We start from the raw sequence: 14,756 nt of genomic DNA, 5'->3' as shown, positions 1-14,756 counted from the left end.
TGTTGGTGAGAATTACTGGATGTTCTTTACATGTTCTTCGTGACAGCTGCCGGATATGCCTTTTTCTTTTTGCTTGTCAGGTAGACGCCAATAAAGACAAGGATGCCGCCGAGGATTTGGATGATCGTAATCGCATGACCTAAAACTAGGCTAAGGATGGCGGTAAATACAGCAATCAGATTCAGGTAAATTCCAGCCTGGCCGGCATTAATCTGGCGAAGGGAGATATTCCAGAAAATAAATGAGCCGACAGACGGGAAGATTCCAATATAGAAGAGCCCGGTAATGGCTTTACTGCTTAAATCAAGGTTCATTCCCGAGCCAATGGCAAATGGAGCGACGAGAATCAATCCGAGAAATACAGAAACGGCAGTAGCAGAGATGATTGGAATGCTTTTCAGTTTTTTACTGATTATTGAATAGAAGGTCCAAACGAGAATCGCCAGGATCATCAATAGGTCGCCTTTATTGTAAGTGAGCTGGAAAATATCTAGAAGGTGTCCTTTTGTCAAGACCAATAAAACGCCGAATAAAGATATGATAAGTCCGAGTGCATGAAGGAATGAAATTTTCTCCTTTAACAGCAAAGCGGAAAAAAGAACAATTAAGGCAGGATTCATGGAATTGACAAGAGCGGCATTCATGGAAGTTGTATAGGTCAAAGCCCAATAAAGGAAAAAATTATAACTGATGATTCCGAGCACACCCAAGACCAATAGTAATTTCCAGGCTTTCCATACACTCTTCCAGTCTGGCCTTTCAATCCATTGGGCTAAGGGAAACAATAAGAAAATGGCAATTAGCCATCGCATGAATGTTAGCTGGATCGGGGAAAGTTCGGTCACAACGTACTTTCCGAATATGTAATTACCGGCCCAGAACAAATTTGCCAAGATAAGAAATAAAATAACAATAGATTTTTTCATCAGACGGCCTCTTCCTTAATTTATGGAATATTCACTAAATATAACAAAGTAGAGGTACCTAAGCAATACAGAGAGCCTGGCCGTCAATTTTTGTGCAAGGATGAGCCACAGAGCAGGATAAAAAGGCCGTTCAGCAAAAGCTGAACAGCCTTTTCACATCTCTAATTAAGCGAAAATGGCACTGATTTCGGCGATTTCATCCATGGTTAGATCGACATCCAATGCTTGTAAGTTGCGTGTGACCTGTTCTGGCTTTTTCGCTCCGGGAATCAGTACATCGATCGAGTGCCGAGTTAAATACCAAGCTAGTACGACATCGGCGACTTCGGTATGCTTCCTGTTGGCAATCGCCCGCACTTCTTCCACTTTTTGCAGGTTGCTTACAAAGGCTTGTCCTTGGAAAAGCGGACTTTTGGCCCGGCCGTCCTCGAATGTTGATTCCTGATTATACTTGCCGCCGAGCAGACCGGAAGCAAGGGGGAAATAAGGAATGAAGGAAATATCATTTTCGGCTGTATATGGCAGCAGGTCTTGTTCTGCCTCCCGTTTGAATAGATTGTACTCGGATTGCAGGACATCGACATAGCCGTCTTTATTCGCTTCCTTCAATTGTTCGTACGAAAAGTTCGAGACGCCGATTGACTTGATTTTGCCTGCATCTTTCAATTCCTTTAAGGCACCTACTGCTTCATCTTTAGGGGTATCCTCATCGGGGAAATGGATATAAAATAAGTCAATGTAGTCCGTTTGGAGCCTTTTTAGACTCGATTCCACAGCATTTTTCAGAAAAGCCGGAGAGTTATCAAAGACTATGCTGCCATCGACAAATTTATGTGCCCCTTTAGTGGCAAGGACTATGTCATTGCGTCTGCGGCTCTCTTTAAGGATTTCACCAATAAGTTCTTCTGAACGCTCAGGACCGTAAATGTATGCTGTATCCCAAAAGTTGATTCCCTTTTCCAATGCCGTTCGCAAAACATCCCTTCCTGTATCCTCGCTTAAATTAGGGAAGAGGTTATGTCCGCCAATTGCATTCGTGCCAAGGCCAATCGGATTTACATACAGATCTGTTTTACCAATACGGGTTTGCTTAGACATATTACTTATCATCTCCTTTGACCCCATCATAACAAAAAGTGGATGCTGATTTCCAAAATAAAGCAATGCAGGCGTGCACAAAATAAGCAGATGATTTGTAAAATCACCTGCTTACTTCATTATTATAGTGTTTCGATTTCCAACTCCTCAGCTGGAGCTGTTTGTCCGATTTGACTGAGCAGAACGCCAAGGGCTGTACCGACGAGAGCAGGGATGATCCACTCCATGCCGTAGGCGGAAAGGGGAAGGATATCACTTAAGGTTTGCACGGGTCCTAATTGTAAGCCGAAAGCATTCAGTCCATCCATCAAGGCGAAAACTCCTGTGAAAGTCATTGCACTGCGATAAACCTTCTTCGGGTTTTTGAAATGACGGCTGAAGAATGTCAGGACAATCAAGACGATCGTTAACGGATAAGCCATTACAAGGAATGGTACCGATACTTTCAGAATTTGATTCAGACCCATATTTGAAAGGATGAAACCGACGATTGTTACGATCAGAATGACGGTTTTATAGTTTAGCTTCGGGAAAAGTTTCGAGAAATACTGTCCGCAAGCAGTAGTCAATCCGACGACGGTGGTGAAGCATGCTAAAGTGAAAATGATGCCAAGAAGGACCTTTCCGCCAGTTCCAAGCAATAGGGTCGATGCGACAGTGAGGATATCCGTTCCGTTTTCGAATGAACCATCGGCTGCCATGCGTGCCCCGATTACTCCTAAGGAGATATAAACTAAAGAAAGCAAAACGCCAGCGATGAGACCCGCTTTTACTGTATATCTCGTCAATTGCTTTCGTTCGGAAATCCCCCTTTGCTGGATTGAAGTAAGGATGACGATCCCAAAAGCCAGAGAAGCTAGAGCATCCATCGTGTTGTAGCCTTCAATGAACCCTTTTGAAAATGCTCCTGCAGCATATGCTTCGGTTGGAGCTTGGAAAGGAGCATCAAGCTTTACGAACCCAACGACACAGAGAATGACCATCGACAAGAGAAGAACGGGTGTAATCCAGCGTCCCATGAAGGTTTCCATTTTTTCCGGATTCAATGAAATGGCATAAACGATGATGAAAAATATGGTTGTGAAAATGAATAGGAATAGTGATTGATTCATTGAGTCGCCAAAATACGGCTTGAAGCCCATTTCATAGGCAACATTCGCATTTCTTGGAATGGCCAGAAAAGGCCCGATGCTTAAATAGATGACTACCATGAACAACGTACTGAATAGTGGATGTACACGGGCCCCGATGGTTTGTGCCCCGCCTTTAACAAGTGAGACTGCAAGAAGCACCAAAATTGGCAGGCCGACTCCGGTTACAACAAAACCGGCAATGGCTGGCCAGAAGGAGGTTCCAGAAGATGCACCCAAAAATGGAGGGAATATGAGGTTTCCCGCTCCGAAGAACATTGAGAAAAGCATAAGGCCGATAAATAATGTGTCTGTTTTTTTCATGGTGATTTCTCCTTTTTTTAAAATGATAACTCTCGCCGACTGGCCTAAAAAAGGCTAATGAAAGTGTTTTGTGCAAATAAAAAACTCGCCCCTGAAAATCAGGGACGAGTTTGTGCTCGCGATACCACCCATATTCCGCACTACAAAGAAGCTGCGGCACTCAGTCAACGTACGAATTCATACGTGATCCATTGTAACGGCGGAAACCCGTCAAAGCCTACTGCATTTTCAGCTTTGCATCTCAGAGATGATTTTCGGATAGGCCTTGGACATCGACTTCCACCACATGTCGACTCTCTGTGGAACAGGGTTCTCATCTTACTCTTTCTCTTCATAGATTTTATAATATAATGACAATTTAGCAAATTCTGATTATGAAGTCAACATATTTTATCATTAATCCTTTAAAAGGAGCAGGAAATTAGTCCCTCGTTGGCGAAATTTCCTTTATCCAGAGGATTTTTTAAAGAAGAATGGGCTATTACTCCCTATTATCTTTCTAATCGCAACTATATTATAATAGAAGGCAGAACACTAAAGGAGACAACAGTATGTCTGAAAATAAAAAATTAAGCCTGGCCGATGCAGTCAAACAAAAACTGGCTCAAAAGCAAGCAGGATCAAGTAAAGATAAACTGGAAACAGGTGTTGTGAAGAAAACGAAACAGCTTAAAAGCCAGTTGACCAAAAAGCCGAATAACCAACGTAAGCGTACAGGGGTATAATCCTAATTTGTCAAAGGACAACGACTGTTCAGAGCTTATCAGAGAGCAGTTACCTTTTATGAATGAGGGTACTGCTTTTTTATATGAATGGAAAAATGGGGATTTAGTAATGGACGGGGCAGGGGGATTTTGCTTTAGTGCCAGGCTTCTGGTAATTTGGAGGTATAAAGAATGATTCGCCCACCTCTATCTGGTATGTGGTAAAACGAGAAAAAACATTTTTTCTCGAATATGGAAATGACATTTCTATATCGTTTTATTAAAAACATTACAGTTCCATTTGTTTCTGTTTTAAAATTGTAAGAGTGGTGACATGTTGTTACCATATTGTTTTGCTAAAATAATATTTTAAGGTTTTGTAAATGATTTTTTAACTAAAGGAACCTATAGATTGAAGTTAGGTCTACTAGAAGGCTTATGGAATCAGTGATTTTCCTTTAATTGAAAATATGAAATATATCGGGGGAATAAAGATGGACGAACGGCTGATCGGAAAAAAATACTATGAAACGATGGTTGAGGATACAAGGAAGCACCCGATTCAAGCTTTGGGTGAAATGTTTCTCGTGGAACAAAAAAAGGAAATAGCGGATTTAACCGCCATTCGATTTGCTCAAGGAGAAGTATATTTTCAGCATCATGACTATGAAGCAGCCATTTTTAAATGGGAGAACATAGAAGGTGAACTTGGTCCATGGGCGAAGAAAAACATCGCTGATGCTTATTTTGAATTGGAAATGTACTCAACCGCAGAGGATATCTATAAATCCGTCGATACGGATGAAGCGGTCTTGAAAACAGAGGTTCTTTTGCAACTTTTTTCCCTGTACATAGTGGAATCGAGAAATGACCTAGCTTCCAAAGTCGTGAAAGAAGCAGTCGAGTTTCAACCGGATTACCCGAATGTCACGGAAATCGCACGTGCCTTTTTTGAAGAACAAAAGGATTGGAACAGTGCGGTGGTATTAGCGGCTAATGAAAGTATCCGTACAGAATCAATGGGCTGGTTCGATGTGCTGAAGACGTATATCCAGCAGGGGGTTGCCCAATCGATGGATCCGGATTATTTTTCAACTGTCCTTGGTTCGCTATACACACTTGACCAGGAACGTTTCGAAAAAGTGACGGTTGCCCTTTGGAAAAATTATAAATATACGGATTCTTATTTCGAATGGCTAAGAGTGATTAATAATTTGATAGATACCATCGAATTGAACCATGCTGATGTATGGGATGAGCTTTCCGTCTATTACAGGGATGCATATGCAGGTCTTTTAGAAGGAACGCACCTAATCAAAGATTTAAGTCCTGTCGTGCCAAGGTTACTGGAAAACTGGCTTAAAATCGCAGATGGGGAGCTCTCGTTGTTTGCGGCGGCATCCGCGTTGTCCTGGAATGAAATCTTCCCGGATACGATCAATGCGCTGGTCATTCAGGATGCAGAAAGCCTGTTGGTGAAATCGCCTAAATTAGGAGGCGGACTTGAAGCGGGAGAGAAACTGTTCAATTCCATTATCCAGTGGGCTGAAGATAATGATCTAAAGGTTGGCAATAAGCTTAAATGGATGGTCGAGGGGCTTAAGGATACCGAAAATTTCAATCTTCTTCTTGTAGGAAGTACAGGAAATGGCAAGACATCCTTCATTCAGTCAATTGTTGGCGAGAGCATTGCTGCTGAAGATCATTCATCCTTAGTCAGTGTCAAAGACGGGGATGATTTGGAAATCCTTGAAATTACCGATACAGATAGAAAGGTTGTCATGGAGCTAGCTGAATTGGATGAAACACGCCGCCAGCGCGGGACTATTGTTGATGTGACAATCATAAGTGACTACCTAAGAAATAATGGTCTGCGATTATTGGATACACCGGGGTTCAATGGGGAAAAAAGCGTGGAATCCGATTTCCAAGGGTATTTACATGGCAGTGATGGACTGATGTTCGTCCTGGACGCCCGGGCGCCTTTCACCGGCAGCGAACGGGATCTGTTATTGGAAATTCAAATGATGGCTCCGAAACTGCCGATTCATTTCTTATTAAATAAAATGGATACGATATACAGTGATCAGGTCGCAGTCCGGATGGAAGACGAAACATGGGATAAAGTGAATGCATATTTCCCGAATGCGAAAGTATTCGCTTTCTCCAAACTTTATGATAGCAAGCAACAATTGAAGGACCTTTCAGCCTTCCTTCAATCGAATTACCAAGATGAGAATTGGAAGGAAAGAAGATCTGAGAAAATCCTTGCATTCATTCGTAAAACTTTATCTTATCTGTTAGAAAAACGGGCAGCCAATGAGCGGAAATGCGAGCATTCCATCTCTTGGAATGAACAGATGGAAGTCAAACTGAATGGGGCGGTCAATCAACTGGCTGATTTGGAAAAAGAAAAAAGTGAAAATATCATAAGGTCGTATCGTCTGCTTAAGGATGAAGTGAAAAATCAGCTTTCTACTAAAATTCCTGAATTACTGAAGGATTGTTCTAAATCATTAACGGAAAGCAGTGATTTCAGCCAAGTCCATGTACAGTTAAACGAAGAAATGAATGAGCGGATTCAAAACTTCATTTCTGATAAGATCATGCCTCAATATTATCGTTCTCTACAAGACTGGATTGCCAGTTCCCAAATGGAGTTCTCACAAAGCCAGCAGTTTATGGATGAGATGAGTGCCGGATTCAATGAATTATACAAAGAAGAACGGATTACGCTTGCAGGTGACTTCAGAGTATTGGATGACTGGCGCCGTGATGCCGATCGGATGACAAGCAGTATCCGCATCGAAAACGTTAATATACTTTTGCGCAGGACTCCATCACAATTGCTGCTTAAAGGAGCAGGGAAGCTGTTTGGGGCGATACCGCAAAATAAAGCCAATATGTACAATCGTTATAAGAAATATCTGGAAAGTGAAGACTACCTGGATGTTGCAGAAATGATCACGGAACGTTTCCTTACCCAATTTGGATTGTTTGAAAAATCTTTGGATCGGGACATCTCACTTTTCTATCGCAGTTCATTTGCCTTACTTCAAAAAACGATTGAACAAACGCAGACCGAGATAAAAGACTACCAGGCTGCATTGGAACATATGAAAGAAAATCCGGAAGTTTACCGTGACCCGATCACTTTGTTCGAAGTGAAATTAAGGCAGTTGGAGAGGCTTGAAAAAATCGAGAAAAAGCGTCTAGCCCAACTTCAAAGAAAATAAAAAATATCAGGGAACATTTCAAATATTCAAAAATCTATTGACTTTATGACTATATCCCTATAAAGTGATAATTACGAAAACGTAACACAATATATCTCTTATCAAGAGTGGCGGAGGGACTGGCCCTAAGATGCCCAGCAACCGTTCCATTAGGAATTGGTGCTAAATCCTGCAAAACAGAAATGTTTTGACAGATAAGAGAGGGACAAGTCTGCAAAACAGCTGATTAAACCTCTCTATATTAGAGAGGTTTTTATTTTGGGATTTACACCAACTAAACTGATAAGACTAAATTGAAAATATGGAGGGAAAACAAGATGAGAAGGTCTATTAAAGGAATATTCATTTCAGCCATCGCTTCGGCTTTGCTTTTAACGGGGTGCTCCACTGGGCAGAGTTCCACAGAATCGAAGAAAGAAGAAAAAGTATCATTTGAAAATGTACCGGAAAGATTTGCAGATGGGGATGGAGCCAAGATCAAAGTGATCCGTAAAATTGGCGGTGATGATCATACGGCCCAATACCTGGCGGGGGCGAAGGAAGAAGGAGAAGCACTGGGATTTCAAGTGGATACATATACAGCCAATGGTGATACGGCTAAATTTCATGATGCGATAGCGCAGGCTTTGGAGGAAGATTACGATGGGTATATCATTTCCCATGGTGATGATGCAGCAACTGTGAATGACGTTCAAAAGTTGGTTGATGCAGGTAAAAGCGTTGTCACGTTCGATTCAATAGGCGAACTATCTAAAATTGATGGCGTGACATTAACCTCACAGGATGATGAAGCGTTGGCAACACTGGCTTTTGATAAACTGTTAAAAGAGCAGAAAGGTGAAGCGGCAATTGCCTATCTTTGGGTGGATGGTTTCCCACCAATGGTAAGAAGAAATGCAGTCTATCAGGAAAAACTAAAAGAAAATCCTGGGATTAAAGAAGTCGAAAGATTCGGGGTGGCATCTGCTGATACTTCGGTTCAAACACAAAATGCTGTAGCCGCAATGCTGAATAAATACCCTAAAGGTAAATTGGATGCCATTTTCGCAACATGGGATGCCTTTGCCATCGGTGCAGCCCGGGCGATTAAAGAAGCGGGCCGCGATGAAGTGAAGATATATGGTATTGATGTATCTAACGCAGATCTCCAGGAAATCCAATCGGCTGATAGCTCATGGTCCTACACGGCAGCGGTCGATCCCAAGCTGATCGGTGCAGTGAATATGAGGATATTGGCTAAAAAATTAGCGGGCGAAGATACTCCGCAAACCTATGACTTAGAGGCTTCACTTATTTCACAAAAGCAAGTCCAAGCTTCAAAAGAAGCGGTAAACATGGCAAATCTGTCTGGTATTGTCGATGGCTGGGGTGAATCTACGGAATTTGAAGAAGATTGGATGAAAGTTTTGAAAGATCATTATAAAAAGTAAAAAGAGACACTCTCTTTCCAGTGAAGGGAGTGTCTGTTCAATAAGGGGGAATGGACATGGGCACGCAACTAGAAATGAAGAGGATTTCGATTGAATTTCCAGGGGTGAAGGCGCTGAGTGAAGTTGATTTTTCCGTACAATCAGGGACAGCCCACGCATTGGTCGGTGCAAACGGAGCAGGAAAATCGACTTTAATGAAAGTTTTATCGGGAGCCCATGTTCATTATTCAGGTGACATTTTCATTGATGGGATGAGGCGGGATATCCGCTCGCCAAAAGCGGCTCAGGAACAAGGCATTCAAATTGTTTATCAGGAAGTGGATACAGCCCTCATCCCTTACTTAACGGTTGGCGAAAATGTAATGTTGAACGATATGGTCCAAAACATGGGAAAAAAACAGAGGATCCAATGGAAAGAGCTGCACAAACGAGCCTCTTATATTCTTGAAGATATGAAAATTCGTGTCCCTTCGAAAAAGCTGGTAAGAGATCTTACCTTGGCTGAAAAACAGATGGTCCTGATAGCAAGGGCCGTTTCGACAGATTGCAAATTCCTGATTCTCGATGAGCCAACTGCTCCGTTAAGTCATACGGAGACGACAGAACTTTTTCGAATTGTAAATGAATTAAAGCAAAAAGGCGTGGGAATCATTTTCATTTCACATCGTCTGCCTGAGATTTTTGAAATCTGTGAGGAAATTACGATCATGAGAAATGGGGAGCGTGTCACTTGTCGAAAGAAGGAAGACATGACCCGTAACGAAGTGGTAGAGAATATGCTCGGTAAAACCATGGATGACCAATTTCCAGAAGTGAATGCTTCGATCGGAGACGTCATTCTGGAAGTGAGCGGATTGTCAGATGCCGAGAAAGTCAAGAATGTCAATCTGAATGTTAAAGCAGGCGAGATAATCGGCTTGGCAGGGTTAGTCGGAGCGGGAAAAACGGAGCTCTGTAAAACCCTTTTCGGTCATACTTCGATTACAGCGGGGGAAGTGGTCCTGAATGGTCGTAAGCTTTCTTTGAAATCACCGCACGAAGCAGTAAAAAGCGGTCTGGCACTTGTACCTGAGGAACGCAGGAAAGAAGGGGTCCTCGTTCAGGAATCAGTCTCGGCGAACTTGACTGCAGCCAGCCTCGGCAAATTCTGCAAGACGTTCAGTTTCGTGGATCGTAAGGCGGAAAAGGAAAAGGCGAAGGAAATGATCGCAAGTCTCGGCATTAAAACTCCTTCAGGGGAAGCGAATGTCGAAAACCTTTCAGGTGGTAACCAGCAAAAAGTTGCCATCGGAAAATGGCTTATGGCCGATGCGGATGTATACATATTCGATGAACCAACGAAAGGGGTCGATGTTGGAGCCAAGAAGGATATATTCGAATTGATTGCAAAGCTTGCAAGGAATGGGAAAGCGGTCATTTATGCATCATCCGAGCTTTCCGAAATCATGGGCATTACCAACCGGACATATGTGTTATATGACGGGAGCACTGTCATCGAATTAGAAACTAGCAAAACGAATGAAGAAGAACTACTATTCTATTCAACAGGAGGAAAATAGGATGAGCATACCCATTCCTGTTACACAGACAGCGAAAGCGAAAAAAAGGCCGGAACTTTTCGACTTTTTCTATAAATACGGCACAATATTGACGATTATCATTCTGATTGGAATTTTTGCCGTGTCCAATCCAGCTTTCATTCAAACGAATAATTTGATCAACATCCTGCGTTCCATTTCAATCGTGACCATCATTGCGATCGGCATTACGATATCGCTGACCGTGGATGGCTTCGACCTTTCCGTAGGATCCGTTGCATCATTGGCCAATGCCATCGTCATATCAATGTTCGTCTGGTTTTCGCAGGATACATTAATCGCCATATTAGCTGCGATCGGCGCCTCACTTGTCGTAGGGGCCTTGAATTCATTCATGATCGTTAAATTGAGAATTCCCGACATGCTGATGACATTGGCTACCATGTTCATTATCCAGGGAATTGCCCTTACTTATACAAAAGGGGCAACGGTTTCGCAAAATATGGTCATGCCCGACGGGACATTCGCAACAGGTCTGATCAGCCCATTTTTCGCCAAAATTGGCCAGGTACCATGGATAATCTTGATCATGGCAGTCATTGTGATTGCGACCCATATCTTTTTGACTTATACGAAGCATGGTCGTTATATGTACATTATTGGGGGGAATAAGGAAGCGGCGAGACTTTCCGGGATATCGGTCAATAAATACAAAATCCTTGCCTATCTGCTTTCAGCCCTATTAGCTGCAGTCGGAGGGATTGTCCTAGCTTCAAGAGTCATGACCTCGGAAATCAATTCAGGTTCTCCCTATTTAATGGATGCCGTTGCGGCAGCCTTCATTGGTTCCTCCGTTTTAGGAGCGGGAAAACCGAATGCATTTGGAACCTTTGTCGGTGCAGTCTTGATTGGAATCCTTCAAAACGGTTTGATCATGATGTCCGTTCCGTATTATGCGATGGATATCGTCAAAGGAACAGTGCTGGCCCTTGCGCTCGCGGTAACCTATTACAAACAAAAACACTAAAATGGTTTCGTCCCGTTAATCTACAGAAATCCTATAATTGTGAATTTTGAAGATTGATAAAAATCCTGTTGGAATGCAACAGGATTTTTTCCTTTTTAAGAAGGGGCGGTTCATGGAATTTTCGCATCTTCATCATTTTACTTAATAATAATGAACTCTTTTTTACGCTAAAATGGGGACAGGAGGACTTTTTGATCCCTCATTGTTGGAGTATAAACATTGACCACAGTTGTAAATTTTTACAGGGCCCTTATTTACCTTTTAATAACATTATAAATAATTACATAATGGGTGGATTATGGAATTTACTTTATTTAATTTATTGGGATATTTGGTATATTATTTATTCGGAAAAGGATATGAATATTAATAAACTTCAATTGTTACCGTTACGGTTAGGAAATTAAAAGTGGTAATACCGGATTTCTCTTTAGATAACTGAGTTTGTAGACAAAAGGGGTTCACCCGTCACTTCCGCGCGACAGGATGTTCTGGCTACGATATACCTTACTAATTTTGGAGCAGAATCTTCTTAATTATCAGTAGCGATCGTTCTTTGTCGTTCAGCTCTTTTTCTCTTATGGATTTAAAGTGACCGGTAGTTGCATAAGATTTTTTTTACTTTATAATTAGTACCAGGTATTAATATCAGTTATAAAATTGATGCAATTCATAACACGAGGTGGCTATTTTATGTTCAAATCCAAAGCACGTATTACTGCGATAGGTTCTTATGTTCCAGAAAAAAGGTTAACAAATAAGGACTTAGAAAGAATGGTTGAAACCAATGATGAATGGATTGTTAAACGTACTGGTATTAAAGAGCGAAGAATTGCACATGAAGAAGAGTTTACTAGTGATATAAGTTATAAAGCTGTAAAGGATTTAATGGAACGGTATGATAAATCTGTCGAAGATGTCGATATGATTATTGTCTGTACATTTACACCTGATTTCAACACACCTAGTGTAGCTTCTTTAGTCCAAGCTAAGCTAGGTATTAAGAATACTGGAGCTATTGATTTAAACGCTGCTTGTGCAGGATTTACTTATGGGCTGCATGTAGCTAATGGATTAGTAACATCTGGTTTAAACAAGAAAGTTCTTGTTATTGGAGCTGATACTTTATCTAAAATTATGGACTATGAAGATCGAGCCACTTGTATTTTATTTGGAGATGGTGGAGGAGCAGTTCTTGTAGAATATGATGAAAAACAGCCAAGTTTTATTTCGTCACATTTATATTCGGAAGGAGAAGGCGGAAAATATTTATATAGTACAAACCTATCGACACGTATAAATGGTGAAGACTTGAATAATAGTGGTAACCTTGTCCAAAATGGACGTGAGGTTTATAAATGGGCTGTTACTACTGTTCCAAAAGGAATGCAAACTGTGATGAAAAATACAGATTTTCATTTGAATGATGTTGATTGGTTTGTTCCGCATAGTGCAAATTTAAGAATGATTGAGTCAATATGTAATAGAAGCGGTTTTCCAATTGAGCGTACATTATATAGCTTAGTGGAGTATGGAAATACTTCCTCAGCAACAATACCATTAGCTTTAGATCAAGGAGTAAGCGAAGGAAAGCTCAATCATGGTGAGAAAATCTTATTATATGGTTTCGGTGGTGGGTTAGCACAAGCAGGATTGCTTATCAATTGGACCCTATAACATTTTTCTCTGCTACTGGTCAGCAGCTTTGTTCTTATTGATATAAAGGTTCAGTTTAAGTTAACAAGGATACTAAAAAACAAAAGACACCGTACTAATAGGTATGGTGTCTTTGAATTATCTTAAGGGATTCCAAATCTCCAAATGGCGGAAGTAACAGTGATAAGTGAACAGTGCCAAAATATCATGGTTACTCCAATATTTAGTAGGAATGCTATTTACAGTAAATACCCCTGGGATTTGAGGAGGGAATTTTAACATGCTTGATGCTAAGACCATAGAAATCGTTCAGTAAACAGCACATGTTCTCAAGGAACATAGTAAACCAATAGGAAAGAGATTTTATGAATTACTATTTTCAAAAGCTCCTGATTTGTATAATCTTTTTAACCAAACGAACCAAAAAAGAGGAAATAAACAAGAGGCCTTGGGATATGCTGTCTATGCTGCAGGAGAACATATTACGAACCTTGAAGAGATAAAGCCGGTAATTAAAAGAGTCACTGAGAAACATCGCGCCATAGGAGTCAAGCCTGAACAGTATCCGGTTGTAGGTGAAACGTTGCTTCAAGCAGTTAAAGATGTGTTGGGTGACGCAGCCACAGCTGAAATCATAGAGGCATGGGGAAAGGCCTATGGCTATATTGCAGATGCCTTTATTGATATTGAAAAAAACCTTTATGAGGAGATAGAACATCAGCCTGGTGGTTGGGAAGGATATCGAAGCTTCAATATCGATAAAAAGATAAAAGAAAGTGATGTGGTAACCTCCTTTTATCTAAAGCCTACAGACGGAAAACCCATTGCCTCCTATCATGCTGGGCAATATTTTTAACACTAAAGGCTGAAATTCCTGGCGAGAAATATACGCACATACGCCATTACAGTCTTTCGGATTCACCTGGTAAGGATTACTACCGAATTAGTGTTAAACGTGAAGATGCCCATGGGGTTGCTCCATCAGGAATTGTATCTAACTATTTACATAAACAGATGCAAGTTGGAGATATGCTGCAATTTTCTGCTCCTGCAGGTGACTTCGAACTGGATAACACCGATTTACCCGTTGTTCTGATTAGTGGGGGGATTGGAATTACACCTTTGCTTAGCATGTTAAATACCATTATAGAAAAGCAACCACACCGTCAGGTTACGTTTATCCATGCAACAAGTAATAGTCAAACACATGCTTTTAAAGATCATCTGCAACGAATAGTGAATGAATACCAACATATAAAATCATATCTAGTCTATGGTGAACCAACAGAAGCCGATCGAACCTCAGGACATTTTGATAAAGAAGGATACGTGGGTTAGACTTCCTGCAATCTATCGTTCCATCAAAAGAAGCTAATTTTTATTTCTGCGGACCTATTCCTTTAATCAACGACGCCCTGAATAAATGGAGTGTATCGAAAGACCATGTTCATTATGAAGTATTTAGTCCACTCGCTATTTTAGGAGAAAAATAAGTAAACTAAATAAAAAGGTTCTTTCATTGAAGTGAACAAAAAGTTAGGCACTTTATTTAATTATGCAGCCTTGAGGGCATGAACCCGGTAATCTACCGTGCTCATGCCTTTCTTACGATTAGTCAATGTCTTTGTTTGAATTAATTTATTAGTATTTAGAATGTACAGAGTGTTCAGGTTTACTAATAATAATT

At 41.0% G+C, this 14,756-nt stretch carries 9 protein-coding genes, 1 pseudogene, 1 riboswitch and 1 other annotated feature; of the genes and pseudogenes, 7 read left to right on the top strand and 3 right to left on the bottom strand.

The window, feature by feature from the left end; translation table 11 throughout:
- Positions 1–26 precede the first annotated feature (26 nt).
- From ACQKFG_RS24135 to brnQ, 3 genes are all read right to left on the bottom strand, one after another.
- Positions 27–926: a DMT family transporter gene (locus ACQKFG_RS24135; RefSeq protein WP_427563556.1), complete on the bottom strand. Its 900-nt coding sequence runs from the start codon at positions 924–926 to the stop codon at positions 27–29.
- 165 nt (positions 927–1,091) lie between these two features.
- Positions 1,092–2,024, bottom strand: a complete 933-nt coding sequence (locus ACQKFG_RS24130; protein ID WP_427563554.1) for an aldo/keto reductase — start codon at positions 2,022–2,024, stop codon at positions 1,092–1,094.
- 122 nt (positions 2,025–2,146) lie between these two features.
- Positions 2,147–3,478, bottom strand: a complete 1,332-nt coding sequence (gene brnQ / locus ACQKFG_RS24125) for a branched-chain amino acid transport system II carrier protein (RefSeq protein WP_427563552.1) — start codon at positions 3,476–3,478, stop codon at positions 2,147–2,149.
- A 97-nt stretch (positions 3,479–3,575) separates the two neighbouring features.
- Positions 3,576–3,822 (bottom strand) — a binding site (T-box leader).
- Positions 3,823–4,029: 207 nt separating this feature from the next.
- Between brnQ and ACQKFG_RS24120 the strand changes: the two genes are divergently transcribed.
- The 7 genes and pseudogenes from ACQKFG_RS24120 to hmpA all read left to right on the top strand — a co-directional run bounded on the left by ACQKFG_RS24120 (position 4,030) and on the right by hmpA (position 14,562).
- A complete protein-coding gene (locus ACQKFG_RS24120) occupies positions 4,030–4,203 on the top strand; it encodes a hypothetical protein (RefSeq protein WP_164468807.1) in 174 nt (57 codons plus the stop codon).
- A gap of 473 nt (positions 4,204–4,676) precedes the next feature.
- Positions 4,677–7,418, top strand: coding sequence for a GTPase domain-containing protein (locus tag ACQKFG_RS24115; protein WP_427563550.1), 2,742 nt, complete (start codon positions 4,677–4,679; stop codon positions 7,416–7,418).
- Positions 7,419–7,513: 95 nt separating this feature from the next.
- Positions 7,514–7,619, top strand: a riboswitch (SAM riboswitch).
- 116 nt (positions 7,620–7,735) lie between these two features.
- A complete protein-coding gene (locus ACQKFG_RS24110) occupies positions 7,736–8,848 on the top strand; it encodes a sugar ABC transporter substrate-binding protein (RefSeq protein WP_427563548.1) in 1,113 nt (370 codons plus the stop codon).
- Positions 8,849–8,904: 56 nt separating this feature from the next.
- On the top strand, positions 8,905–10,407 hold the full coding sequence (locus ACQKFG_RS24105; RefSeq protein WP_349729791.1) for a sugar ABC transporter ATP-binding protein: 1,503 nt from the start codon (positions 8,905–8,907) through the stop codon (positions 10,405–10,407).
- Between the two features lies 1 nt (position 10,408).
- Positions 10,409–11,413, top strand: a complete 1,005-nt coding sequence (locus ACQKFG_RS24100; protein ID WP_192207704.1) for an ABC transporter permease — start codon at positions 10,409–10,411, stop codon at positions 11,411–11,413.
- A 693-nt stretch (positions 11,414–12,106) separates the two neighbouring features.
- Positions 12,107–13,090, top strand: coding sequence for a ketoacyl-ACP synthase III (locus ACQKFG_RS24095; protein WP_427563545.1), 984 nt, complete (start codon positions 12,107–12,109; stop codon positions 13,088–13,090).
- Between the two features lie 259 nt (positions 13,091–13,349).
- Positions 13,350–14,562: pseudogene (gene hmpA, locus ACQKFG_RS24090) on the top strand (NO-inducible flavohemoprotein).
- Positions 14,563–14,756: the final 194 nt, after the last annotated feature.

It is taken from the genome of Peribacillus sp. NPDC076916 (assembly GCF_050269675.1).
Taxonomy (GTDB): Bacteria; Bacillota; Bacilli; order Bacillales; family DSM-1321; genus Peribacillus; species Peribacillus aracenensis.
This window is presented reverse-complemented; position numbering and strand designations above follow the sequence as displayed.